The organism is Pantoea sp. CFCC18177 (assembly GCF_059412425.1).
The window spans coordinates 117,539-141,621 of the sequence record NZ_JBNBPL010000005.1 but is presented as its reverse complement, the minus strand read 5'-3'; the positions used below and the strand labels follow the sequence as shown (position 1 = coordinate 141,621).

Genomic DNA, 24,083 nt, shown 5'->3' with positions numbered 1-24,083 from the left:
CGATGATACCTGAAATGATGAATGCGGTGATGGCGCGCGAACCTGGCGGTCCTGATGTTTTAGCCTGTGTATCCCGTCCGCTGCCACAGCCCGCAGCAGGAGAGGTACTGATCCGCGTATGCAGTGCTGGAGTCAATCGCCCTGACATTATGCAGCGTAACGGCATGCCATTGCCGCCTGATACCACGGATATCCTCGGGCTAGAGGCCTCTGGCATCGTTGTCGCGCTGGGTGCAGGCGTGAAATCACCAGCCATTGGTACGCCGGTGATGGCTCTGCTAAACGGCGGTGGCTATGCCGACTACTGCGTGGCAAGGGCGGAACTCTGTCTTGCTGTGCCCGATACTTTGCCACTGGCACAGGCCGCTTCAGTGCCCGAGGCGGCCTTTACTGTGTGGCACAACTTATTCGAACTGGGTCGTCTGGAACCCGGTAACACGGTACTGATTCATGGTGCAGCCAGCGGTGTTGGGACCTTTGCTATCCAGTGTGCGCAGGCATGTGGGGCTCGCGTGATCGCCACGGCAGGCGGTGCAGATAAAATTGCGGCCTTGCAAAAGCTCGGCGTGTGGCGAGCCATTGACCGCCACACAGAAGATTTTGTTGAAGTTGTGCAGGCGCTTACGCAAGAGCGCGGCGTGGACGTGGTGTTAGATAACGTGGGGGGCGATTATGTGGCGCGTAATTTAAGCGTCATGGCGCAGGGCGGACGCCACGTGAGCTTGTCCTTTATGCAAGGTGCGAAGATCGAACTCGATCTGCAACAGGTGATGCGCAAGGGGCTGATCCTCACCTCATCAACTTTACGTCCGAAAAGTGCGGCGGAAAAAGCGCGTTTAGCGCAGTGCGTCAGCAGGCATCTATTGCCGTTGATCGCTGCAGGAAAAATATCACCCACAATCCATCAAACCTTGCCGTTGGCTGCAGCGGCTGAGGCTCATTGTGTACTTGAAGCCAATGCCAACATCGGCAAAGTGTTGTTACAGGTATCACTATGATGCAGCTTTTTTATGCCAGCACATCGGCTTTCGTGCGCAAAGTGATGGTGTGCGCGCAGGTGCTGGACATCACTCCACAGATTGAATGGCTGGATTCTGCTGCCCATCCGATTGAACGCGATGAGCGTATCGCTGCGTTCAATCCGCTGGCAAAAGTGCCTGCTTTGCGCACCGAGCAGGGTTTGTGTCTCTACGATAGCCGGGTGATTTGCGAATATCTCAACGCTGAGTTCGGTGGTACGTTATGCCCAACATCAGGCAATGCACGTTGGATCAGCCTGACGCGTCAGGCGTTGGGCGATGGTTTGATTGATGCCGCTTTGCTGGCGCGTTACGAATTCAGCGCTCGTCCTGAAGATAAACAGTGGTCGAACTGGGCCGATGCTCAACTGAAGAAAGTGTCGGCGGCGTTGGCAGAAATAGAGCAGCAGGTGAGTAGTTTTAGCCAGCAGCCTGATGATATAGGGCTGATCGCCATTGGCTGTGCGCTGGGTTATCTCGATTTTCGTTTTGCCTCGCTCAACTGGCGTGCCGGCTACCCGTTGACGGCGGCATGGTTTGCCGTATTTGATGCGCATCCAGCGATGGCAGCAACACGTCCGCACAGTTAACCAGGAGTTTTCATGTCACAGCAAATCTATTTCCTTAATGGACCTAACGCTAATCTGTACGGTCTGGATAAAAATGGCACTTACGGCAGTGAGAGCTTTGTCAGCATTGGCGAGCGTTGTCAGCGTCGAGCTGCATCTCTGGGTTTAACGTTACAGTTTCGGCAGAGTAATCATGAAGGCGTGTTGGTGGACTGGATCCAGGAAGCCCGCCAGAATGCTGCCGGCCTGATCATCAACGCCGCCGGTTTGACCTATAGCTCAGTGCCGATTCTTGATGCACTGCTCATGTTTGAGGGGCCGATCATTGAAGCGCATATGAGTAATATCTGGAAGAGGGAGCCATTCCGTCATCATTCAATGGTCTCTAAGGCCGCCACTGGGGTGATTGCCGGACTTGGCGTGCTGGGTTATGAGCTGGCCATTGAAGCCGTGGCTGCTTTAATTGAGGCAAATGCTGCATGACGACCCTGGTGTTTTACAGTGAGTTCGACAGTTTCGAAGAGTGGTCACAACTGTTAGCGCCACACCTGCCAGGCATAACGATCTGTCGTGCTGAGGATGTGCAGGATGCCGATACCGTACATTTTGCTTTGACGTGGAAACCGCCACAGGGTTTTTTCGCGCCGTTTCGAAATCTGAAATTACTGGTGAATCTGGGTGCAGGCGTTGATTCATTAGTGGGTAGGAATGACTTGCCGGATATTCCGATTATCCGTCTGTCAGATCCTGATATGGCGCGCATGATGGCGGGGTATGTTTTGTTCGCCGTGCTGCGTTACGCCCGTGACATTCCGGCGTTTGAACGCGCGCAACGCGAGCAGCGTTGGCACTATCTTCATCCGCGCGTACCCTCCAGCGTGCGCGTGGGGGTGATGGGATTAGGAGAGCTGGGAGGCTGGGCGGCACAGGAACTGGCTCGCCAAGGCTTTGATGTGCACGGCTGGTCTCGTACCCAAAAAGAGATTGACGGTGTTCAATGCTGTAGCGGATTACCTGCTTTAGACGATTTTCTACAGCGCAGCGATATTCTGGTGGTGATGTTACCGCTTACGCCAGGTACCAGCGGCCTCCTCAGCGCTGAAAGGCTTGCCTGCTTACCGGCAGGTGCTGCTTTTATTAATGTGTCACGCGGGGCGATCGTTGATCAGGCTGCGCTCACCGAGATGTTACGTTCAGGGCACATCGCTGAAGCGACGTTGGATGTGTTTGATCGTGAGCCATTACCGCCAGAGGACCCTCTGTGGCGCATGGAAAACGTGTTGATAACACCTCATCTGGCTTCTGTCGCCATTCCTGCCAGCGCAGCGCAACAGGTTGCCGAAAATATCCAGCGCGCCGCACGTGGCGAGTCCGTTACCAATCAGGTCTTTCCTGAACGCGGATATTAACGTCATTACAGGTTAGCAACGGGCGCGCCCAGGCACGCCCGTTAACATCAACCCTTATCCGTATTACGCCACCCGCACCACTTGCGGATCGAAATAACTCGGTGCTGCCATGCCAGGGATATATTGGTCAGAGATAAACATACGGCAACGCTCGGCGAAGGCGTTCACCACCATTGAATGCTGTACGTTAGCCATGGTGGCGTAGCCGAGTTGCATCGGTTTGTTAACGCCTGCAAGCCTTACGCGGATCAGGCGTTTACCATCCTGGGAAAGATGCGCTTTGGGTCGGACGTTAGCGATGCCGAATCCCACACCGTTAGCGACCATTGCGCGAACCACTTCCATATTGCTGGAACGCATGACCACATTGGGCGCGACGCCGGCTTCGCTAAACAGGCTAAGGAAATATTCGCGGCTCCACGGCATATCGAGTAGCACCATCGGCATCTCTGCCAAATCCTGAATTGTCACCGCGGATTGCGTGGCGAGGGGATGATGTTCACCAACCATCACATAAGGCGGCAACTGCGCAAGGGATTGAAAAGTGATGTCATGTGCCGGCACCAAATCATAGGTGAGGGCGATATCAATATCAGCTGCACGTAACTGCTTTAGCAACTGCTCATGGTTGCCTTCCTCAAGCGTGATGCGAACGCCAGGAAAAGCGCGACCAAAGCCAAACACCAGTTCTGGCGTTAACATCGGCGCCAACGTATCCAGGCAGCCCACACGCAGCGGACCACGCACATTGTTGAGCGATTCCGACGCGATGGTATACAGATTGGACATCTGGTCCAGTATCAGTTTCGCCTCTTTCAGTACCTGATGACCAATAGCGGTCAGGGAAACCCCTTGCGCATGATGGCGAACAAACAGCTGCACACCGAGTTCAGATTCAATGTGGGTAATCGCGGCTGAGATTGAAGGCGATGACACGTGGATGCGTTCTGAAGCGCCAATAATACTGCCGGCCTCACCGGAAGCGACGAAATATTCCAGCTGACGCTGAGTGATGCGACTGAGCATGCAGGTTCTCCTGAGATCGCCAGCGCGATCATGTCGCGCCAGTCATTCTAATAGTGCCGGATACCCTGCATTTATCATGCCAAAGGCCGGTTAATAGCATAATCGCCTGCCTGTCAGTTCACGCCCATTCGCTTCTGCCTCATCACTGCTTAAGAAAATCCGTTGCAAAGCAGCGTCTTTTTTAGCGTCAGAAATCCTGATGCAAGGGCGAGGAAAAGCCTGTTTTACCGATTCATCTCGCAGCGGCATTATCGGTTTCACACCGGGGAATACCGTTTGCACTGTTTTAGGGCGTCGGATTTCGGATAACTACCACAGCCACTTCATTGATTGGGGACGAGAATATGTTGCGTAAGATTTGTGCCTTAACGTTGTTAACGACGAGTGTATTGAGCGCAGGTAATGCGATGGCCGCCGACAAGCTGATTGTCAGCACCTGGGGCGGAAGTTTTAAAGATCTGATTGATGAAACCATTGCTAAAGAGTTCACCAAAGAAACCGGCGTAGAAGTGCAGTTTGTTACCGGCGGTACTATAGACCGTCTCAACAAAGCGAAACTCGCGGGTGGTTCACCCGAAACTGATGTGACTTTCACCACCGCGCACGTTGGCTATTTGTATGCCAATAGCGGCCTGTTTGAAAAACTGGATATGAGCAAGATTCCCAACGCCGTGAATCTGGTGCAGCAGGCTAAGGTCAGTCCTTATCATCTTGGCGTATGGGGATACGTGTATACCATCGGCTACCGTCCAGACCTGGTGCCAAAGGGGGAAACCTTTGAGAGCTGGAATGACCTGTGGAAGCCTGAGCTGAAGGGCACGCTGGCCCTGCCAGACTGGGACCCAAGCCATATCATCGCCGTTTCCGCCAAACTCTCCGGTACAGATGCTGCGCATTGGGAACAGGGCCAGGCGAAGATGAAAGCGCTTATCCCGAACATCAAATCGTTCTATACCGATGACGCCAACAGCCAGCAGTTGATCTCCACCGGCGAAACACCGGTCCAGGTGATGCTGTCAATGAATGCCTACAGCATGATTGCCGAAGGGGTGAACATCAAACTGGCGATTCCAAAAGAGGGCGCGATTCTCGGCGTCGACACTATTGGTATCAATAAAGGCACCAAACACGCCGATCTGGCCTACAAGTTCATGAATATCGCGCTCAAGCCAGAGATTCAGGAACAGGTAGCGAAAATCTATCGTGGTAGCCCAACGGTGACCAACGCGCACATTGACCCAGAACTGGCCAAGTTGCCAGGGATGCTCACCACACCTGCGCAGTGGAACGCCACTATCAACACCGATCCGCAACTGCGTGCCGAGAAAACGGCCGAGTGGCGTCAGTGGTTCTCTGAAAACATCATGTCTCATTGATTGATCAGGTTCATCGGGCGGTCTTTGGGCCGCCCAGTGAGACCTCGTAAATAATTTATTCAGGCAGCAACGTCTATGACGAGAAAACCGACATTCTTACCCTGGTTCATTATCCCCGCCACGCTCACTGCGCTGGGACTGGTTATTGCCATGTTCGCGGTGATGCAGTTTAGCGTGCGCGCTTATATTCCCGGTTCGCTCGACGTGGGCGGATTTACCCTGGCGAACTTTCAGGGGTTGCTAAAAAGTATCTATGCCGATGCTTTCATCAATACCGTCATGCTGAGCGCCAAAACCGCCATTTTTGGTTTACTGATGAGTTATCCGTTGGCGTATGCGCTGGTGCGCACGCGTACGACCTGGATTAAATCCACCATTCTGATCATCGCTATTACACCGTTGTTTCTTGGCGAAGTGGTCCGTACCTATTCCTGGATTATTGTGCTGGGGAACAGTGGTTTTCTGAATAGCCTGCTGTTAGCCATGGGCATCATCTCGAAACCGATTCAGTTTATGTTCACCCAAACCGGTGTGGTAGTGGCGTTGGTACACGTCACCATGCCCATCATGGTACTGATGCTGGCAACCGCCTTGTCGCACATCAATCCTGATTACGAGAAAGCCGCCACCAGCCTGGGTGCAGGTCCGGTGCGGACCCTGTTGACGGTGACGATTCCACTCTCCATTCCCGGCATCGTTTCGAGTCTGACGACGGCTTTCGCCTGGACGTTTAGCGCCTTCGCGACGCCGCAACTGATCGGCGGTGGACGTGTCAGCACCGTAGCAACGATGGTCTATCAACTCGGTTTCTCGTCCATGAATTTCCCATTTGCAGCGGCATTGAGCATTGCGGGATTGATCCTGACGATCCTGCTGTTGATGGCATTGAAACGCATGACCCGCTTCCTGCACGCGATGGGAGAACATTAATATGACTCGTTCGATGAATGATAAACTGGTGACACTGGCCGGTCGCTTACTGGTCGCCGCTATCCTGATCTTTGTGATGCTACCGACGATCGTGGTGTTCATCTCTTCGTTCAGCAGCACCGCGGTTCTGTTCTTTCCACCGAAAGGCTGGTCACTACGCTGGTTTGAACGCGCAGTAAACTACGATGATTTTCGCCATGGTTTCTATTCTGGGTTGATCGTCACCGCGTGGGCATCCTCTCTGGCCGTAATCATTGGTGCCACACTGGCTATTGCGATCGAACGCTATTCCTTCCCGTGCAAGCAAGTATTGGAAGGGATCTTGTTGTCACCGCTGTTTATTCCGCACTTCACCATTGGCCTCGGGCTGCTGATGCTGGTGTCGCAACTCAATCTGGGACGCGGATATCCTCTGGTGATTTTCTGCCATATCGTGTTGGTGCTGCCGTTTGTCCTGCGCAGTGTTTATGTCTCACTGAAAAACCTTGAACAGCGTATTGAGTTGGCCGCAGCCAGTTTGGGCGCTTCGCCACTGCGTGTGGTGTGGACCATTACGGTGCCCCTTATTTTGCCGGGCCTGTTTGGGGGATGGTTGTTTGCCGCCATCCTGTCGTTTAATGAGTTCACTGCCTCATTGTTTATCACCACTCAGGCGACACAAACTTTGCCGGTCGCGATGTACAACTATGTGCGTGAATTTGCGGATCCAACCTTGGCTGCGCTCTCGGTTATTTATATTACGGTAACGGCTGCAATGCTGATTATCGCTAATAAGTTTCTGGGATTAGGTAAAATCCTTAACGTTGAGTCTGGCCACTAATAATTAATTATCGCGCATTGAATTATTCAATGCGCGTCATTAACACCATTACTACGACACTTGATAAAAATCAGCGATGACCTATCGGGGTCGAATCTATCTAGGGATTTACTATGCCAGTAGAAAAAATTAATACCGTTATTGTGGGTGCCGGCCAGGCAGGTATTGCGATGAGTGAACATCTTTCACTGATGAATGTTCCGCATATTGTATTTGAACGCAGCCGTATTGCTGAACGTTGGCGCTCTGAGCGTTGGGATTCGCTGGTGGCGAATGGCCCAGCCTGGCACGATCGCTTTCCTTCGCTGAAGTTCGACAACATTTCGCAGGAGGCTTTTCCGCCGAAAGAGCGCATGGCGCAATATTTCGAAGACTACGTGAAAATGCTGAATGCCCCAGTGCGCACCGGTGTTGAGGTACTTAAAGTGGAACGTTTGCCGGGCCGTAGCGGCTTTAAGGTCAGCACGTCCATCGGCGAGTATGAGGCCGATAACGTCGTGGCGGCCACAGGGCCGTTCCAGAAGCCGGCCTTCCCGCAAATCGTACCGGAAAGTGCAGCTTTACAGCAGATCCACTCTTCAACGTATAAGAATCCACAACAGTTGCCAGAGGGGGGCGTATTGGTGGTAGGGGCTGGCGCCTCAGGGACACAAATCGCTGAGGAACTGCGTAAAGCCGGGCGTGAGGTCTACTTGTCCGTGGGTGAACATTATCGCCCACCGCGTTCCTATCGTGACCGTGATTATTGCTGGTGGCTGGGTGCGCTGGGTCTCTGGGATGAAGTGAAAATCAAGCCTAAAAAAGCGCACGTTGCCTTTGCCGTGAGTGGTTATGAAGGCGGTAAAACCGTGGACTTCCGCCGTCTGGCGCACATGGGAATTACGTTGGTAGGTATCACGAAAGAGTGGAATAACGGCGTCCTGAGCTTTGCGGAAGGTCTGGCAGAGAACATTGCGGAAGGGGATAAAGCCTATTTCGACGTACTGCGCGATGCCGATGCCTATATTGAGCGTAATGGGCTTGATTTGCCCTTAGAGCCGCAGGCATGGGAACTTTTGCCTGATGCCGAGTGTTTAATTAACCCTTTATCACAGTTGGATGTCGCAGCGGCGGGAATTACTACCATTATTTGGGCTACTGGATTTAAATTTGATTTCAGCTGGCTACAGGCGGATGCCTTTGATGAAAATGGCCTGCCTTTCCATAAGCGTGGTATTTCTGCTGAGCGCGGTGTTTATTTCCTCGGTCTGCCTAATTTAGTTAACCGTGCATCATCCTTTATTTATGGCGTGTGGCACGACGCTAAATATATTGCTGACCACATCGTGTTACAGAATGCGTATACCGATTACGTTAAATCATAACTCTTCTGTGTGTGTGTTTTTCGCGTAACTGCAGGCGGCTAAATAATCGTTGTTTAGCCGCTTTTTTATGGAATAGCCGATGTGACCATTACCTGTATTGAAGAGTTAAGGCAACTGGCGCGTAAGCGGGTGCCCAAAATGTTTTATGACTATGTTGATGCTGGTTCCTGGAGTGAATACAGCTATCGTGCTAACGAAAGCGACCTGCGCCGCATGGAGTTCCGCCAGCGCGTGGCAGTGGATATCACCGAGCGCAGTACCGCCAGCCAAATGATTGGGCAAGCGGTAGCCATGCCAGTGGCGATTGCGCCAACGGGTTTGACCGGCATGATTCATCCTGATGGCGAGATTCTGGCCGCGCGGGCCGCAAAGTCATTCGATATTCCTTTTACGCTCTCAACCATGAGCATCTGCTCGATTGAGGCCGTCGCCCGGGCAACGGATAACCATCCTTTCTGGTTTCAGCTGTACGTCATGCGCGATCGAGAATTTGTGGCGAATCTTATCGATCGCGCCAAAGCGGCGGGATGCAGCGCGTTAGTGGTCACCATGGATTTACAGGTGTTTGGCCAGCGGCATAAAGACATCAAAAATGGGCTTTCTACACCCCCCAAAATGACGCTGCGTAATCTGCTGAACATCGCCAGCAAACCGCGTTGGTGCCGCGGGATGCTGGCCACCTCGAATCGTAACTTTGGCAATATCGTCGGGCATGCCAGCGGGGTGGATAATATTGATGCGATGGTCGAGTGGACAGCAGAACAGTTTGACCCTCAGCTATCGTGGCGTGATATTGAATGGATTAAGCGTCGCTGGGGCGGCAAGTTGATCGTCAAAGGCATTATGGATGTTGAAGATGCCCGGCTGGCTGTAGCGGCGGGTGCTGATGCGCTTATTGTCTCTAATCATGGCGGTCGGCAACTGGATGGTGTGTCCTCTTCCATTACGCTGCTGCCAGAGATTGTGGCTGCTGTGGGGCAGCAGATTGAGGTTCATTTCGACGGTGGTATTCGTTCAGGACAGGATGTTCTTAAAGCCGTGGCGTTAGGTGCGAAAGGAACCTATATCGGACGCAGCATGCTGTATGGATTAGGCGCGTTGGGTGAAGAGGGGGTGACGACTGCGCTAAACATCATCCGCAACGAGTTTGATTTGTCGATGGCGTTTTGCGGGAAAACGGATGTCGCTTCAATTGATGCAGGAATTTTGCGTCAGAACAGGGCGTGAATGACGTAGGGACGCGCCTTGGGCGGCCAGAAGGCCGCCTCAACATTAAGCCTTTGCCATTTCTGCTTGTGGTCTACGCCCGCCGAGCGTGATCAAGAAACTGAGCAGAGTGAAGACCGTCATAATGCCAACCATGATCCAGGGCGTGCCGTTATTCAGCCATGCCAACAGCAAGGATGAAATAATCCCACTGCCGTATTGCAATGAACCGATCAGCGCGGAAGCCGATCCCGCTGCATTAGGCACTGCATCCAGCGCCGCAGCGGTTGCAGACGCGGCAATAATGCCGTTCATGGAGAAGAAAACAAAAATACAGATCACCAGCGCAGCGATGGCAGTGGGGTGTGTTTTCAGCATTACGCACATCATTAGCGTCATCATGGCGGCGATAAAAGAGGCACCTTTCAGCAGGGTCTCAAGTTTGACCTTTTGCACTAAACGTTTATTCAGAGTGCTAATCGCCACCAAACCTAAAATATTGACGGCGAATAACCAACCATAGTGCTGCGGGTCAACGCCGAAATAGGTGATGTAGACCGCAGGTGAGCCCACGATAAACGCATAGGCCGCCACGTAATAAAAGGTCACACACAAGGTGAAACGCATGTAACTCTTATTACCCAGCAAGGTCAGGTAATTCGAAAATGCGTGCCCCAGGGAAGCTTTGACGCGTTTTTCCAGCGGTAATGTTTCCGGAAGCCACATTAGAGAGCAGAACATCAGTACGCCCACCAGCGCCAGGAACCAGAAGATCACCGGCCACTGCGAATAGCGAATAATCTGCCCACCCAACAGCGGGCCAGCGATGGGTGCAATCGCCATAACAATAATCAACGTGGACAGCATTTGTGCGGCGCGTGTCCGGGTAAAAAGATCACGGATCATCGCGCGCGCCAGCATCGGGCCGGTACAGGCACCGGCAGCCTGAATGACCCGCCAAAAGACGATCTGAATCATGTCAGTCGAGAGGGCGCAGCCCGCTGATCCCACGGCAAAAATGACCATGCCGATGTAGAGCGGTTTTTTGCGGCCCAACTGGTCACTAATGGGCCCCCAAATGAGCTGTGCGATGGCAAAGCCAATCAGAAATCCCGTCACTGTCAGTTCTGAATCACCGTGCAGTGCCGCGGACATAGCCGGCATGGCGGGCAAATAAATATCGGTTGAGAGCGAGGTAAATGCCATCAACGCACTCAGAATCACGATAAACGCGATGCCGGTTTTGAAATCGGGAGGATGGGTAACGGTTTTAATGTCCATGGTGTCTTTTATTGAGTGATAACGATGCGTGCAGGATGAAGTGACAGCCCCGCTTACTGTAACAAAGCCGGGCTGCGTTGATTAGTGACGAAAATCAGCTTGAACCTATGAATTTAAATCATCAATCCATAGCGTATTCATCTTCATCCTCCTCTTCGGCTTTACGCCCAGCAAAGCGGTTGCGCACCACCACGAAAAATACTGGAACTAAGAAAATCGCCAGCAGCGTAGCGGCAACCATGCCACCGATCACCCCGGTGCCCACCGCAGTTTGCGCGCCCGACCCGGCACCCGAACTGAGCGCCAGTGGCAAAACGCCAAGGATAAAGGCCAGTGAGGTCATCAAAATCGGACGTAAACGCATACGCGCCGCATCCAGCGTGGCTTCGATCACGCCTTTGCCTTCGATCTCAATCTGATCTTTGGCGAATTCGACGATCAAAATGGCGTTCTTTGCCGACAGCCCAATGGTGGTCAGCAGGCCGACCACAAAGTAGACATCGTTGCTCAGTCCTCGTAACAGAGTGGCCAGTAACGCACCCAAGACACCCAGCGGCACCACCAGCATCACGGAGAACGGAATGGACCAACTTTCATACAGCGCGGCCAGACACAAGAACACCACGATGAGGGACAGTGCGTAAAGCGCTGGGGCTTGCTCGCCCGTCATGCGCTCTTGATAAGACATACCGGTCCAGTCGAAACCGATGCCGGAGGGCAGTTGTTGTGCTAACTGTTCCATCAGCGCCATGGCTTCACCTGAACTTTTGCCCGGCGCAGGCTGCCCGAGAATTTCCAGTGAGGACAAACCATTGTAACGCTCCAGTCGTGGTGATCCGTAAACCCATTCGGCGGTGGCGAAACTGGCAAAAGGCACCATTTTTCCGTTGCTGGCACGGACATACCAGTCATTAATGTCTTTTGGCATCATGCGCCAGGGCGCATCACTCATGACGTAGACCTTTTTCACACGGCCATGATCGACAAAGTCGTTCACGTAACTGCCGCCCCAGGCGCTGCTCAGGGTGGTGTTGATGTCGGAAAGATCAACGCCGAGTGCTGTGGCCTTCTCCTGGTCGATATTGAGTTTGAACTGCGGGCTGTCTTCCATGCCGTTAGGGCGCACAGCCGCCAGCGTCTCAGGATGCTGACGCGCCAGTTCCAGTAGTTGATTGCGTGCCTGCAACAGCTTGTCATGCCCGAGACTACCCTGATCAATCAACTCAAAATCAAATCCGGTGGCATTACCCAGCGCAATGATTGGCGGCAGATTAAACGCCACCACATTGCCATCTAAAATTTTGCTGAATGCTTGGGCAGCGCGGCTGACGATGCCATCGACCTTATTGCTGTCACCGGGGCGCAGCGACCAATCTTTCAGGCCGATAAAGGCGATCCCCACATTCTGGCCACGCCCTGCAAAGCCGAAACCGTTAACGGTTAATACGTTCTCAACGTTGTCTTTCTCATGAGTCAGATAGTAGTCGTTAACCTGATCCAGTACCGCTTGAGTGCGTTCCTGTGTGGCTCCGGCCGGTAGTATGGCTTGAGTCGCGAGAACACCCTGGTCTTCAGATGGCAAAAATGAGGTGGGAAGGCGCATAAATAGCACCGCCATACCACCCACCAGTAGCGCATAGATCAGCAAAAAACGACCGCTGCGATGCAGCATCCGTGCCACAACGTTGCTGTAGTGGTGGCTGCTCTGGTCAAACTTACGGTTAAACCAGGCAAAAAAACCGCGCTGTTGTCCGTGGGTGCCCGGCTTAATCGGCTTCAGGATAGTCACGCAGAGGGCTGGTGTCAGGATCAGCGCCACCAGCACCGACAGCACCATCGCAGAGACAATCGTGATGGAGAACTGGCGATAGATCACCCCAGTACTGCCGCCGAAGAAGGCCATCGGCACAAAGACCGCCGAGAGCACCAGCGCAATCCCCACTAAGGCTCCCTGAATCTGGCCCATGGATTTGCGTGTGGCCGCTTTAGGTCTTAATCCCTCTTCTGCCATCACGCGCTCGACGTTCTCAACCACCACAATGGCATCATCGACCAATAGCCCGATGGCCAACACCATGCCGAACATGGTGAGGGTATTTATCGAGTAACCAAACGCGCTAAGAATGCCGAAGGTACCCAGTAATACCACCGGTACGGCAATGGTCGGGATCAGCGTGGCGCGCAGGTTCTGCAGGAACAGATACATCACCAGAAACACCAACACGATGGCTTCAAACAGGGTCTTCACCACCTCATTAATTGAGATGCTGATGAACGGCGTGGTGTCGTAGGGATACACCACTTTCAGCCCCTGAGGGAAATAGGGCTTCAGTTGATTGATGCGCGCGCGAATGGCATTCGCTGTATCCAGTGCATTGGCACCGCTGGCTAGCTGAATGCCTAAAGCAGACGCCGGTTTCCCATTGATCTTCACAACAAAGTTGTAGTTCTCACCGCCGCGTTCAATGCGCGCAACATCGTGCAGACGCACCTGTGAGCCGTCATTGTTCACTTTCAGCAGAATGTTGCCGAACTCTTCCGGTGAGGTGAGGCGCGTCTGCGCAATGATTGAAGCGTTGAGCTGCTGGCCTTTAACCGGAGGCGCCCCACCAAGCTGCCCGGCTGCCACCTGCGCATTCTGGGTGCGGATCATACTCATCACATCCACCGGGGTGAGCTGATAATTGTTGAGTTTGTTGGGATCGAGCCAGATGCGCATCGCGTATTGCGAGCCAAACAGCGTGGTATCGCCTACGCCGTTAATGCGGCTGATGGGATCTTTCAGGTTTGCCGCCACGTAATCCGCAATGTCCTCCATGCTCATGCGGCCACTTTCATCGACAAAGCCGGGCACGAGGAAAAACACGCTAGAGGATTTACGCACGGTGATCCCTTGCTGCTGCACTTCCTGCGGCAACAGGGGCGTGGCGAGTTGCAGCTTATTCTGCACCTGCACTTGAGCGATATCCGCATCGGTGCCGTTTTCAAACGACAGCGTCAACTGCAGGGTGCCCGATGAGTCGCTGGTCGAGGACATGTACATCAGGCCATCCAGCCCACTCATATTTTGCTCAATCACCTGCGTCACACTGTTCTGCAAGGTGGTGGCATCCGCGCCGGGATAGGTGGCACGGATTTGCACCGCCGTGGGGGCGACATCGGGATATTGTTCCACTGGCAATTTTAGGATAGAAATCGCCCCGGCAAGCATCACAATAATGGCTAACACCCAGGCAAAAATGGGTCGATCAATAAAAAAACGTGACATCAGTGAGCGCTCCCGGTTGGGGTAGGAAGGGTGACGGGATGCACCACCATGCCCGGCTGTGCGCGCTGCAAGCCAGATACAATCACGCGTTCGCCTGCCTCAACGCCGCCACTGACACGCCATGCGTCGCCAACGGCTTCAGCCACGCTTATCGCTCGCACTTCTACTTTGTCATCGGCGCCCACCACTAACGTGGTGGCTTGCCCGCGCGGTGTGCGAGTCACAGCCTGCTGCGGGATCAGCAATGCTTGTGGGTCGCGCCCCTCATCCAACTGGGCACGCACAAACATGCCCGGCAGCAGTTGATGTTCAGGGTTGGGTACGATGGCTCGCAGGGTGATGGCGCCGGTGGTGGCATCGACCGTGACATCAGAGAAGGCCAGGGTGCCGCTGTGGGGGTAGAGGGAACCATCACTCAACACTACGTTGACCTGGGTTTTTCCGCTGTTCTGCTGAAGGTGACCGCTGGAGAAGGCTTGCTGCAGACGCAGGAAATCGTCACTGGATTGGGTGACATCGACATACAAAGGATCGAGTTGTTGCACTGTGGCCAGTGCGTCGGTTTGTCCACTTTGCACTAACGCACCTTCGGTGACGGATGAGCGTCCAATGCGTCCGCTGATGGGCGATTTAAGCGTGCTCCAGAGCAGATTAATGCGTGCTGACTCTGTCGCGGCGAGTTGGGCATCCACCGCCGCTCGGGTTTGTGCGGCGGTGGCCTGTGCCTGATCGACCTCCTGACGGCTGACATATTGCGTATCGCCCAGTGAGCGGTAACGCGTCAACGTGAGTTGGGCGATACGTGCATTCGCCTCAGCTTGTGAAAGTGCCGCACGGGCACTGTCATAGCTGGCGCGAAAGGGTGCTGGATCAATCTGATACAGGGTTTGACCTGCCACCACATCGCTGCCTTCGCGGAAAGCGCGTTGTAATACGATGCCAGAGACTTGCGGGCGGATTTCTGCTACACGGAAAGCGGAGGTGCGGCCAGGCAACTCAGTGGTGATGGCTAATGCTGTCGCGTGCAAGGTCATCACCTGTACATCCGGAGCCGACGAGGTGGCGGAAGAGGGCGCGGATGCGGCATCGCAGCCGGTTAATAACAAAGTAAATGACGCGCATAGCAAAGCCAGCGGCTTAATTGCCACGTTGTGGGGCATTCTGATTTTCTCCCGGAGGCCGGTCGTGAAGGTGAATTACACCTGGAAAGGGAACTTTTGTGCGTTTAATCGCCGCCAGGTGGCTGGCGGTACGCGATATTTTCTGACAAATGAGCGGGTGAATGACTGTTGCGAGTCATAGCCGTATTTCATTGAGATATCGATGACTGCGTCATTGCTGTTAATTAAGTCTTCAGCGGCCAACGCCAGTTTTTTATCGCGAATGTAATTGCCTAAACTGATATGCATGATGCGCTGAAATATGCGCTGCAAATGCCATTTTGAATATCCCGCGCGTTGCGCCACCTCTTCAATTTTCAGCGGTTGGCGCAGATGGTCATCAATCCATACAATCAGGTCTTGAATGAGGATTTCATGTCTGTCCATGTTTGCGGCCTCAGTTAACGTCGAGTCTCTGACTTCTGCTCAACAGGCTCAGAGACCGGCTAACAGTATCATTACAAAGTACATTTAATTAGAGGTGAAACCGCGATAAGCGCTATGAACCTCATTCATTAATTACAAGGAAAAATACAGGTGCATGGCTTCATGAGTTGATGGGTGTCACAATTTAACGCTTTGTGCCGTACTACTCGTGAAAGTCCCACATATATTTCAGGTTATGTATATTGTTTTGCCGCACGACAGCTAAACCGAAAAGGATAAAACCATGCTGAGGGAAAACTTTAATGATCTCACCTACCTGGTGGTGGTGGCGCGTGAACAGAGTTTTACGCGTGCTGCGGCTAAGCTCGGCGTTTCCCAATCGGCGTTAAGCCACGCCATTCGCGGGTTAGAAGAGCGCCTCAATACGCGTTTGTTAACCCGCACGACGCGTAGCGTCGCGGCGACAGAAGCGGGTGAGCAGCTGATTAAAAGCGTTGAGCCGATGATCGTTGATATTGAAAAAGCCCTGCAGGACTTAGTCGCTAATCAAGGGAAACCGACGGGGACGATTCGTATTACGGCGGGTGAACATGCGCTATCAACCACTTTATGGCCCTTACTAAAACCCTTCCTGCTGCAATATCCCGAGGTGAAAGTTGAGCTGTCGGTGGATAACACCCTGACGGATATTGTCAGCGGCCGTTTTGATGCCGGTGTGCGCTTAGGTGAACAGGTTGAAAAAGATATGGTCGCGGTGCGCATTGGCCCGGACTGGAGTATGGCAATTGTTGCCACTCCTGAATATTTTGCCGAAAAGGGTAAGCCGCAAACGCCTTATGAATTGCAAAATCACAGTTGCATTAATATGCGCTTGCCCACATTAGGCGGATTATATAACTGGGAATTCACCAAAGACGGCAAAGAAATTCGCGTCAAAGTCGAAGGGCAACTGATATTTAATAACCTGTCATCGCGCATTGATGCCGCGCTTTCTGGCATGGGCATCGCCTGTGTGCCAGAAGATGCGGTCCGCGATCTGATTGAACAAGGGCGTTTACAGCGGGTGCTGCAGGACTGGAGTGAGCCTTTTAGCGGCTATTATCTCTATTACCCTAGCCGCAAACAGCACACCGCCGCCTTTGCTAAATTACTGGAAGCGGTGCGCTATCAGGGCTGAATCAGGCTTATGGTCGCTGTGCAGCCAACTGCATAAGCAGGGCTTTTGCCACGTCTTCTGAGCTTGCCGGGTTTTGCCCCGTCACCAGATGACCGTCCTGCACCACGAAAGGTGCCCAGTCAGCTCCTTTTTGATAGTGCGCACCCAGTTTGATGAACTCATCTTCAATCAGGAAAGGCACGACGTCAGTCAGTTCTACCGCGGCTTCTTCACTGTTAGTGAACCCAGTGACCTTTTTGCCCTGAATCAGCGGAGCACCGTTAGCGGCCTTAACATGACGCAGCGCGCCTGGCGCATGGCAGACAAAGCCAATCGGTTTGCCTGCGCGATCAAAGGACTCGATCAACTGGATGGAGTCAGCTGACTCTGCCAGATCCCACAAGGGTCCATGACCACCTGGATAAAATACGGTATCGAAATCGTGCTGATTGACGCTGCTCAGTTTAACGGTGGTGGCCAGCGCCTGCTGAGCCGCCGCGTCAGATTTAAAGCGTGCAGTCATCTCGGTCTGAAATTCGGGTAAATCACTTTTAGGATCAAGCGGCGGCTGTCCACCCGCTGGCGAGGCCAGGACCACCTTAGCCCCGGCATCTTTAAAGACGAAATAGGGCGCGGCAAACTCTTCCAGCCAAAATCCGGTTTTTTTGCCGGTGTTGCCCAGTTCAGCGTGCGACGTCAGAACCATCAAAATTTTCATTTTCAATCCTCAATTAATATTGGTTATTCAGCAGATCGGTCAGGGCCGCGCTTTTGTCCTGATAAGGCGCGCGCAACCGTAAATTGGTGGTGCCGGCTGCATCCTGAATCACAACCGGTTTAGCGTGACTGAAACGACGGAAACCATGTATGCCGTGGTAAGCGCCGATACCCGATGCCCCAACGCCACCGAATGGCAGGCTGTCGAGAGAAGCATGGGTCATGACATCGTTTATCACCAGTGCGCCGGAGGTGGTGTGCTGTGCCATTTGTTGCTGACGCTGCACATCATCACCAAAGTAATAGGCTGCCAGCGGGCGGGGGTGCGCATTGATGTAGCCTATCGCCTGCTGTAGATCACCACTGTAGGTTTTGACTGGCAGCAACGGGCCAAAGATCTCTTCCTGCATCACCGCCATCTCTTCAGTCACATCCAGAATCAGATGCGGAGCGATTTTGCGGCACTGTGCATCAAAGTCAGGTTCACCGGCCGGTGCCAGACTGATGACGCGAGCGCCTTTGTTGCGCGCATCCTTAATCAGATCGATCAGCCGCTGATAGTGACGATCGCTGATGATGGCGGTGTAATCCTCGTTGGCCTGTAGCGCAGGGAAGGCCTGCTGCATAAATTGCTGAGCCGCGGCGATGAAATCATCTTCAGCCGCCTGCGGGAGCAGCAGGTAATCGGGGGAGATACAGATTTGCCCGGCGTTAAAGGTTTTAATCGTCAGCGTTCTGGCAGCCGCGATGGCCACATCGGCATCAATGTCCACCACCACTGGAGATTTCCCGCCAAGCTCTAAGGTCACAGGCACCAGGTTTTCCGCTGCTGCGCGCATCACATGTTTCCCAACAGCGGTACTGCCGGTGAAGACCAGGTGGTCGAATGGCAGGGCGCTAAAAGCCTGGCCGACGCTGGCATCACCGAGCACCACCGTCAGTTCTTCGGCCGCGAAATAACGCGGTACTAATTCCGCTAATAGCTCAGACGTTTTGGGCGTTAACTCGGAGGGTTTCAGCATCGCGGTGTTGCCCGCGGCAAACACGCCCGCCAACGGACCAAACGCCAGGTTAATCGGGAAATTCCACGGGCTGATGATACCCACGACGCCCAGCGGTTGCGGCTCAATACGCGCCTGCATCCCGGCGAGCGGGACTTCCGCGATTTCTGGTTGCATCCACTGCTCCAGATGCTCTGCCGCATGCTGCAACATATTGATGGTGGTCATCAGGTCGGCGGCCTGGGTCTGGTAGGCACTGCGATGGCCAAAATCGGCGCTAATGGCGTGATTTAAAGCCTGGTGATTCTCCCGGATTAACGCAACGCTGCGCAGTAAACGGTCGCGGCGCAAGGCAGCTGATGCCGGAGGTGTCTGGAGATGTGCCTGCTTCATGGTGTGCAGTACACGTTGTAAATCTTGTTGGAGTGGCATGTTCTTTTCCTGTGTGTTTCACGATGCAGGCAGCTTACCCGTGCTGGCGTTTGGCGGCTAACAAGGCTATTTTGGCTGGGGTATAAATTAATTTATGGGGCTATATGTCGCTGGTTCGCCTGCGTACTTTTATGGAAGTGTATCGGCAGCGCTCAATTTCTGGTGCGGCCCGCGCACTGAATCTGACTCAACCGGCGGTATCGCAACACATCAGTGGGTTGGAAGTCGCTGTCGGAAGGCCGCTGTTTGAACGTCAGGTGCATGGTGTGACGCCCACTGCCGTTGCAGACGATCTGGCCGCTGATATTGGCAACTCACTGGATACTGCCGAGTCTGCATTATCATCCGCTCGCGCCCGTTCCATGGATGTGGGCGGCACGTTGCAGATTATCGGGCATGCCGATTTTATGGCGGAGAAGCTTGTTAGTTAAACGACTGGTGATAACGCCGTCTGGGACCGCCTGCCCCGGTGCGGTCCCAGCCTGCTCATCAGCTTCAGTGCGTGTTGCCAAAAAGGGCACTTTGCCTTAAGCCAAGACGCCTCTGCTATACCATCAGCGCTACACTGAAAATACATAACAAAAAGGCTACCCCTTGTGAAAAGGGTAGCCTTTATTAAGCGTGGTAGAAGCGGTGATTACAGCGCCATATCCTGCTTAGCGGATTCCGCACGCGGTTTGGCCTGCGTGGGTGCGACTGACTGGTCGCCCATGTTAATCACTGGCGGTTTGGTCAACTGCAGGGTCGCTGCGGTGTTGTCCCATACCTGCTGAGTCAGCGCAGTATTACCATTCAGTTTCTGACCAAAGCTTGGGATGATCGCGCGGATCTTCTCTTGCCACTCTGGTGAAGCGAACTGCTCTGGGAACAACTTCTTCATCACGTCGAGGGTGATCGGTGCAGCAGTGGATGCACCCGGTGATGCGCCCAGCAGCGCTGCGATGGTTTTCTGCTGATCGGTCACGATTTCCGTACCCAGTTTCAGCACGCCACCTTTCTCGGCATCTTTCTTAATGATCTGCACACGCTGGCCCGCTTGAATCAGTTTCCAGTCTTCTTTACGTGCGTTTGGATAGTACTCTTTCAGCGCCGCGAAGCGATCGTCGTCATTCAGCATCACCTGACCAATCAGGTATTTCACCAGGTCAAAGTTATCAATGCCCACGTGGGTCATCGGCATGATGTTGCTGGTGGTGGTGGCGCTCAGCAGATCAAACAGTGAACCGTTTTTCAGGTATTTGGTGGAGAAGGTCGCGAACGGCCCAAACAGCACCACTTTTTTACCATCGAGGTTACGCGCATCGATGTGGGGAACGGACATCGGTGGTGCACCTACAGAAGCCTGGCCGTAAACTTTCTCCAGATGGCGGTTCGCCACCTCTGGGTTCTCGGTCATCAGGAATGAACCACCCACCGGGAAGCCACCGTAGTTGTCAGCTTCTGGAATACCGGTCTTCTGCAGCAGTTTGATGGCTGCGCCGCCTGCACCGATAAACACATATTTCGCGTCAACAGCGCGATTTTCACCGCTCTTCACGTCTTTAATGGTGACGTGCCACGAGTTATCGCTGTTACGTTTGAAATCAGTCACTTCAGAGGAGGTTTCCAGTTTGAAGTTCTGATCCTTTTTCAGGCTACCGATCAGCTGACGGGTGATTTCGCCATAGTTAACATCGGTTCCAACTGGCGTCCAGGTTGCCGCGACTTTCTGATTCGGGTCACGACCTTCCATTACCAGCGGCGCCCACTGCTCGATCTGCTTGTGATCGGTAGAGAACTTCATGCCCTGGAACAGGGTGGTTTTCTGCAGCGCATCATAACGCTTGGTCAGATACTCGACATTTTTGTCGCCCCAAACGAAGCTCATGTGCGGGGTAGAGTTGATGAATGAACGCGGATCGTGCATCACACCGCGCTGTACCTGCGAAGTCCAGAACTGGCGAGAAATCATGAAAGCTTCGTTGATTTCCAGCGCTTTGCTCACGTCGATTGAACCGTCTGCACGCTCTGGCGTGTAGTTCAGCTCCATGTTAGCCGAGTGGCCGGTACCGGCGTTGTTCCAGCCGTTAGAGGATTCCAGCGCGACGCCATCGAGACGCTCTACCATCAGCTGTTTCCAGCCCGGCTGTAACTCTTGCAGCCAGGTACCGAGAGAGGCGCTCATCACGCCGCCACCGATCAACAAGACATCGGTTTTTTCCGGCGCGGTGTCCGCATGAACCACTGAAGAGACAAGCAGTGCTGCCAGGCTAAGGGCAGGCACGATTTTTTTGGTGTGAGTCATTCTGATCCTGATCTTTATACTTTGCAGGTGAACGTTAAAATTTCGGTTTGCAAATTAAAAGATTGTTACGAAAAGATTAACTTGTTTTTAGTTAATTAAGTATTGGTGTTAATTACTTAACTTACATAAAAGGGATTTGGCGGGAATTTAAGCAACGAACAACAAGAGAGGGGACATATATCCGCTTGTAGAACGCGGTTATTCTTTATATCCGGCAAAGCGACTTAGGTCAAATAAAACGCTTGCTGCGGTTTAACATCGGTTCAGCAAGCGTTAATCTTTTTAGGCGCGCAGCTTCACTCCGCGTTTAATTGACATGCTATATCCCGCCAGTGCACAGCCGGCAATAAGCCACGGAATCCATTTAACGACACTGGAATCACTGCCGCTCAATGATTGCAAATTATTCACCACCAAAATAATGGTAATGGTCATACACACCATCGAAAGTAACGGCGCCCAGAACACAGTAAAGCGACTGTCGTCAGTCTTAACGCGGCGGAAAAACAGCACTACCGCGGCAGAAACGCCCAGTTGTAAAACTAGAATGCACAATGTTGCCACGGCGGAACCAATCGCGAAAATATGCACCATCGGATCGAGGCCCGCACTGCCCATGCCCGCCAGTAGCATCAGCATAATCACGCTGTGAACGTGGCTGGCGTTGTGCGGTGTACCGTTGGTGGGATGGGTTTTGCACAGCTCTTTCCAGATCAATCCATCACGGCTGATACTGAACAAGTAACGCGATATGTTGTTATGGAACGCCAACGCTGCCGCAAACAAACTGGTGATCAGCAGTACCGACATGGTTTCTACTGCCCACTGCCCGACATATTGCCGCGTGATATTGAACACGAAGTTACCCGGGTCTTTGGTGGCAATCGCCACAATCTGGTCAAAACCATAGGCCTGCACTAGTGACCAACTGGTGAAACAGAAGAAAGCCGTAATTAATAGCAGAGCGCAGACCGTCGCGCGCGGCACAGTTTTCTGCGGGTCACGACACTCTTCGGCATAAATGGCAGTGGATTCAAAACCAATAAACGCCGCGATGGTGAAAATAAACGCGATGCCCAAATTACCCTGCATAAATACCGACGGTTCAAACGACTGGAACGTATAGGGTCCGACTTTTTTGACAAGCAGCATAACGTCGGTTAACAGGACAATGGCCACTTCCGCTAACATCAATATACCCAGTAACTTGCCACCGACCTCGACCCGTTTAATACTGAGCATCCAGCAGATTAACACCGCCAGCATGCTCAGTGCCCACCAGGGAATATGGGTGGAAAAGTGCTCTTCATTAAATAATTGCGTGAAGAATCCCAGCATGGCAACAATCGCAATCTGAATGGAAATATACGCCATCACGGCCAGCACCGAGGCTGACGCACCCCAATTTTCCCCCATGCCCTTTGATATATAGGTATAAAACGCACCCGCATTGTTGACGTGGCGGCTCATCGCAATAAACCCCACCGCGAACAACATTAATATGATGCAGGAGAGAATATAGAAAACCGGAATCCCGCCCCCGTTACCGGAGATGATGGCCACCGGTAAACCTCCTACTACGCCCGTTAAAGGCGAAGCAGCTGCGACAACAAAAAAGACCAGAGAAAATAAACCCAACGTATTTTTGCGTAAGCCTGAATCCGTATTCATCGCCAATGCCCTCAACAGAAGGAGAAATTTCTCAGGCAGTCTGTGCCGCCTGAGGCAGGTAACGTAGCGGCATCATTTCTCAGTCTTGAGGCTATCGGATAGAAAAAATCGGACAGTCGCGCAGTGCAACGTTGCACCCTTTTAGTGCTCGGTAAAACGCAGCCGATGGAAATAGTCATCGTGGGTAATTCTGCGTTGATAATCGCAGGGTGTGGTGCTGACAAACTTTTTAAATTCACGTAGGAAGTGGGACTGGTCACTGAATCCCAGGTCAATCGCCAGATCACTGAACGACAGTTCCTGCCGTGAATGAATAGTGTTGATGGCTGACTGGCAGCGCAGAATACGACTGAATGCTTTCGGTGACAGCCCGGTGTCCTGGCGGAACTGGCGCTGGATGGTGCGGCAAGAGTATCCGGTTAAGGCTTCCAGCTGATCAACGCGGATGTTGCCATTTAATTTCCGCATGGTCTGAATAATCAATGAGGTGACGGAGGAGGCTTTACGCACCAGACGTGGCGTAAAGTGCGCATTAAACAACGCAATCTGCCGGGAGAAATCACGCGCTTGCACGATTTGCTCGAAAGCCAGACGCGCATCCGGCACCACATCGAGAAAACTGAATTCACTGTCAGGGATTTCCTCAGCCATCACGTCGAGAAAGTCAGGAATGATGCCCGGCGCAAAGCGTACGCCAAAATAGTGATGGTTATGCTGCATATCTGCGCCACGCGCCTCCAGCGTGGTGCCGCAAACGCGGGCGCTGGGATGTTGTGCATCGCAGTCAAACACAATATCAACACATCCGTCCGGTATGGCCAGCGTCATGCTGGCATGCTGCGCCACTTCAAAACTGTAGAAGTGGGAGATCGCCGGGTTATCTGAGGCAATCAACGAATAATGCTGCGCGGCATTCAGCACAAACCATGGCTGTTCAGGTTGAAATCCGCGATGTCGATACAGAGGAAAGTGTGTCATGGCGCGTTCCGGTGCAGGCGTTATCTGCG

20 protein-coding genes and 1 pseudogene are annotated in these 24,083 nt (G+C 53.1%); 11 read left to right on the top strand and 10 right to left on the bottom strand.

Going from position 1 to position 24,083, the window contains the following annotated elements; genetic code table 11:
* The first annotated feature begins 2 nt into the window (after positions 1 to 2).
* The 4 genes from ACPUC8_RS07325 to ACPUC8_RS07310 are packed head-to-tail and all read left to right on the top strand — an operon-like array spanning position 3 to position 2,997.
* Entirely contained in the window at positions 3 to 998 is a 996-nt protein-coding gene (locus tag ACPUC8_RS07325) for an NAD(P)H-quinone oxidoreductase (protein ID WP_494925925.1), read from the top strand.
* A complete protein-coding gene (locus ACPUC8_RS07320) occupies positions 995 to 1,609 on the top strand; it encodes a glutathione S-transferase (protein ID WP_039334133.1) in 615 nt (204 codons plus the stop codon). The genes ACPUC8_RS07325 and ACPUC8_RS07320 overlap by 4 nt, the downstream gene beginning before the upstream one ends.
* Positions 1,610 to 1,621: 12 nt before the next feature.
* Positions 1,622 to 2,071: a type II 3-dehydroquinate dehydratase gene (locus tag ACPUC8_RS07315; RefSeq protein ID WP_039334134.1), complete on the top strand. Its 450-nt coding sequence runs from the start codon at positions 1,622 to 1,624 to the stop codon at positions 2,069 to 2,071.
* Positions 2,068 to 2,997 (top strand): 2-hydroxyacid dehydrogenase, encoded by a 930-nt coding sequence (locus tag ACPUC8_RS07310; protein WP_494925924.1) that lies wholly within the window; start codon positions 2,068 to 2,070, stop codon positions 2,995 to 2,997. The genes ACPUC8_RS07315 and ACPUC8_RS07310 overlap by 4 nt, the downstream gene beginning before the upstream one ends.
* 63 nt (positions 2,998 to 3,060) lie before the next feature.
* Here the strand turns inward: ACPUC8_RS07310 and ACPUC8_RS07305 are convergent, their stop codons facing one another.
* Positions 3,061 to 4,023 (bottom strand): LysR family transcriptional regulator, encoded by a 963-nt coding sequence (locus tag ACPUC8_RS07305; protein ID WP_039334138.1) that lies wholly within the window; start codon positions 4,021 to 4,023, stop codon positions 3,061 to 3,063.
* A gap of 344 nt (positions 4,024 to 4,367) precedes the next feature.
* Here ACPUC8_RS07305 and ACPUC8_RS07300 point away from each other — a divergent pair, with 344 nt between their 5' ends.
* The 5 genes from ACPUC8_RS07300 (at position 4,368) to ACPUC8_RS07280 (ending at position 9,740) form a co-directional block, all read left to right on the top strand.
* On the top strand, positions 4,368 to 5,399 hold the full coding sequence (locus ACPUC8_RS07300; protein WP_039334139.1) for a polyamine ABC transporter substrate-binding protein: 1,032 nt from the start codon (positions 4,368 to 4,370) through the stop codon (positions 5,397 to 5,399).
* Positions 5,400 to 5,474: 75 nt separating this feature from the next.
* A complete protein-coding gene (locus ACPUC8_RS07295; protein WP_494925923.1) occupies positions 5,475 to 6,329 on the top strand; it encodes an ABC transporter permease in 855 nt (284 codons plus the stop codon).
* Between the two features lies 1 nt (position 6,330).
* Positions 6,331 to 7,149, top strand: coding sequence for an ABC transporter permease (locus ACPUC8_RS07290; RefSeq protein ID WP_039334141.1), 819 nt, complete (start codon positions 6,331 to 6,333; stop codon positions 7,147 to 7,149).
* Between the two features lie 113 nt (positions 7,150 to 7,262).
* Entirely contained in the window at positions 7,263 to 8,513 is a 1,251-nt protein-coding gene (locus ACPUC8_RS07285) for a flavin-containing monooxygenase (protein ID WP_494925922.1), read from the top strand.
* Positions 8,514 to 8,594: 81 nt separating this feature from the next.
* Positions 8,595 to 9,740, top strand: coding sequence for an alpha-hydroxy acid oxidase (locus tag ACPUC8_RS07280; RefSeq protein WP_494925921.1), 1,146 nt, complete (start codon positions 8,595 to 8,597; stop codon positions 9,738 to 9,740).
* Positions 9,741 to 9,785: 45 nt separating this feature from the next.
* On the opposite strand, the gene ACPUC8_RS07275 is transcribed toward ACPUC8_RS07280, so the two are convergent.
* The 4 genes from ACPUC8_RS07275 to ACPUC8_RS07260 form a co-directional block, all read right to left on the bottom strand.
* Complete coding sequence (locus tag ACPUC8_RS07275) at positions 9,786 to 11,000, bottom strand: multidrug effflux MFS transporter (RefSeq protein ID WP_494925920.1); 1,215 nt, start codon at positions 10,998 to 11,000, stop codon at positions 9,786 to 9,788.
* Positions 11,001 to 11,121: 121 nt separating this feature from the next.
* The gene (locus tag ACPUC8_RS07270) at positions 11,122 to 14,268 is read right to left on the bottom strand and encodes an efflux RND transporter permease subunit (RefSeq protein WP_494925919.1); all 3,147 of its coding nucleotides are present in this window, start codon (positions 14,266 to 14,268) and stop codon (positions 11,122 to 11,124) included.
* A complete protein-coding gene (locus ACPUC8_RS07265) occupies positions 14,268 to 15,428 on the bottom strand; it encodes an efflux RND transporter periplasmic adaptor subunit (RefSeq protein ID WP_494925918.1) in 1,161 nt (386 codons plus the stop codon). Before ACPUC8_RS07265 ends, ACPUC8_RS07270 begins: the two co-directional genes overlap by 1 nt.
* 36 nt (positions 15,429 to 15,464) lie before the next feature.
* Positions 15,465 to 15,815, bottom strand: coding sequence for a helix-turn-helix domain-containing protein (locus tag ACPUC8_RS07260; RefSeq protein WP_039334157.1), 351 nt, complete (start codon positions 15,813 to 15,815; stop codon positions 15,465 to 15,467).
* Between the two features lie 283 nt (positions 15,816 to 16,098).
* Between ACPUC8_RS07260 and ACPUC8_RS07255 the strand changes: the two genes are divergently transcribed.
* Positions 16,099 to 16,992 (top strand): LysR family transcriptional regulator, encoded by an 894-nt coding sequence (locus ACPUC8_RS07255; RefSeq protein ID WP_494925917.1) that lies wholly within the window; start codon positions 16,099 to 16,101, stop codon positions 16,990 to 16,992.
* Positions 16,993 to 16,999: 7 nt separating this feature from the next.
* Here ACPUC8_RS07255 and ACPUC8_RS07250 read toward each other — a convergent pair whose 3' ends face one another.
* Together ACPUC8_RS07250 and ACPUC8_RS07245 are read right to left on the bottom strand one after the other, a co-directional pair.
* On the bottom strand, positions 17,000 to 17,689 hold the full coding sequence (locus ACPUC8_RS07250; protein ID WP_494925916.1) for a type 1 glutamine amidotransferase domain-containing protein: 690 nt from the start codon (positions 17,687 to 17,689) through the stop codon (positions 17,000 to 17,002).
* A gap of 13 nt (positions 17,690 to 17,702) precedes the next feature.
* Positions 17,703 to 19,121 (bottom strand): coniferyl aldehyde dehydrogenase, encoded by a 1,419-nt coding sequence (locus ACPUC8_RS07245; RefSeq protein WP_494925915.1) that lies wholly within the window; start codon positions 19,119 to 19,121, stop codon positions 17,703 to 17,705.
* 104 nt (positions 19,122 to 19,225) lie between these two features.
* Between ACPUC8_RS07245 and ACPUC8_RS07240 the strand changes: the two are divergent.
* Positions 19,226 to 19,537 (top strand): annotated as a pseudogene (locus tag ACPUC8_RS07240) (LysR family transcriptional regulator); the annotation flags it as partial.
* A 221-nt stretch (positions 19,538 to 19,758) separates the two neighbouring features.
* On the opposite strand, the gene mqo reads toward ACPUC8_RS07240, so the two are convergent.
* From mqo to ACPUC8_RS07225, 3 genes are all read right to left on the bottom strand, one after another.
* Positions 19,759 to 21,405, bottom strand: a complete 1,647-nt coding sequence (gene mqo / locus ACPUC8_RS07235) for a malate dehydrogenase (quinone) (protein WP_039337112.1) — start codon at positions 21,403 to 21,405, stop codon at positions 19,759 to 19,761.
* Positions 21,406 to 21,687: 282 nt separating this feature from the next.
* Complete coding sequence (locus tag ACPUC8_RS07230; protein ID WP_494925914.1) at positions 21,688 to 23,076, bottom strand: APC family permease; 1,389 nt, start codon at positions 23,074 to 23,076, stop codon at positions 21,688 to 21,690.
* A gap of 141 nt (positions 23,077 to 23,217) precedes the next feature.
* A complete protein-coding gene (locus ACPUC8_RS07225; RefSeq protein WP_494925913.1) occupies positions 23,218 to 24,054 on the bottom strand; it encodes a helix-turn-helix domain-containing protein in 837 nt (278 codons plus the stop codon).
* Positions 24,055 to 24,083: the final 29 nt, after the last annotated feature.

Bases quoted from the DNA above. Each gene is read 5' to 3' on its own strand.
- ACPUC8_RS07325 (WP_494925925.1), top strand. From the start codon at position 3: ATGATACCTGAAATGATGAATGCGGTGATGGCGCGCGAACCTGGCGGT.
- ACPUC8_RS07320 (WP_039334133.1), top strand. From the start codon at position 995: ATGATGCAGCTTTTTTATGCCAGCACATCGGCTTTCGTGCGCAAAGTG.
- ACPUC8_RS07315 (WP_039334134.1), top strand. From the start codon at position 1,622: ATGTCACAGCAAATCTATTTCCTTAATGGACCTAACGCTAATCTGTAC.
- ACPUC8_RS07310 (WP_494925924.1), top strand. From the start codon at position 2,068: ATGACGACCCTGGTGTTTTACAGTGAGTTCGACAGTTTCGAAGAGTGG.
- ACPUC8_RS07305 (WP_039334138.1), bottom strand. From the start codon at position 4,023: ATGCTCAGTCGCATCACTCAGCGTCAGCTGGAATATTTCGTCGCTTCC.
- ACPUC8_RS07300 (WP_039334139.1), top strand. From the start codon at position 4,368: ATGTTGCGTAAGATTTGTGCCTTAACGTTGTTAACGACGAGTGTATTG.
- ACPUC8_RS07295 (WP_494925923.1), top strand. From the start codon at position 5,475: ATGACGAGAAAACCGACATTCTTACCCTGGTTCATTATCCCCGCCACG.
- ACPUC8_RS07290 (WP_039334141.1), top strand. From the start codon at position 6,331: ATGACTCGTTCGATGAATGATAAACTGGTGACACTGGCCGGTCGCTTA.
- ACPUC8_RS07285 (WP_494925922.1), top strand. From the start codon at position 7,263: ATGCCAGTAGAAAAAATTAATACCGTTATTGTGGGTGCCGGCCAGGCA.
- ACPUC8_RS07275 (WP_494925920.1), bottom strand. From the start codon at position 11,000: ATGGACATTAAAACCGTTACCCATCCTCCCGATTTCAAAACCGGCATC.
- ACPUC8_RS07270 (WP_494925919.1), bottom strand. From the start codon at position 14,268: ATGTCACGTTTTTTTATTGATCGACCCATTTTTGCCTGGGTGTTAGCC.
- ACPUC8_RS07265 (WP_494925918.1), bottom strand. From the start codon at position 15,428: ATGCCCCACAACGTGGCAATTAAGCCGCTGGCTTTGCTATGCGCGTCA.
- ACPUC8_RS07260 (WP_039334157.1), bottom strand. From the start codon at position 15,815: ATGGACAGACATGAAATCCTCATTCAAGACCTGATTGTATGGATTGAT.
- ACPUC8_RS07255 (WP_494925917.1), top strand. From the start codon at position 16,099: ATGCTGAGGGAAAACTTTAATGATCTCACCTACCTGGTGGTGGTGGCG.
- ACPUC8_RS07250 (WP_494925916.1), bottom strand. From the start codon at position 17,689: ATGAAAATTTTGATGGTTCTGACGTCGCACGCTGAACTGGGCAACACC.
- ACPUC8_RS07245 (WP_494925915.1), bottom strand. From the start codon at position 19,121: ATGCCACTCCAACAAGATTTACAACGTGTACTGCACACCATGAAGCAG.
- mqo (WP_039337112.1), bottom strand. From the start codon at position 21,405: ATGACTCACACCAAAAAAATCGTGCCTGCCCTTAGCCTGGCAGCACTG.
- ACPUC8_RS07230 (WP_494925914.1), bottom strand. From the start codon at position 23,076: ATGAATACGGATTCAGGCTTACGCAAAAATACGTTGGGTTTATTTTCT.
- ACPUC8_RS07225 (WP_494925913.1), bottom strand. From the start codon at position 24,054: ATGACACACTTTCCTCTGTATCGACATCGCGGATTTCAACCTGAACAG.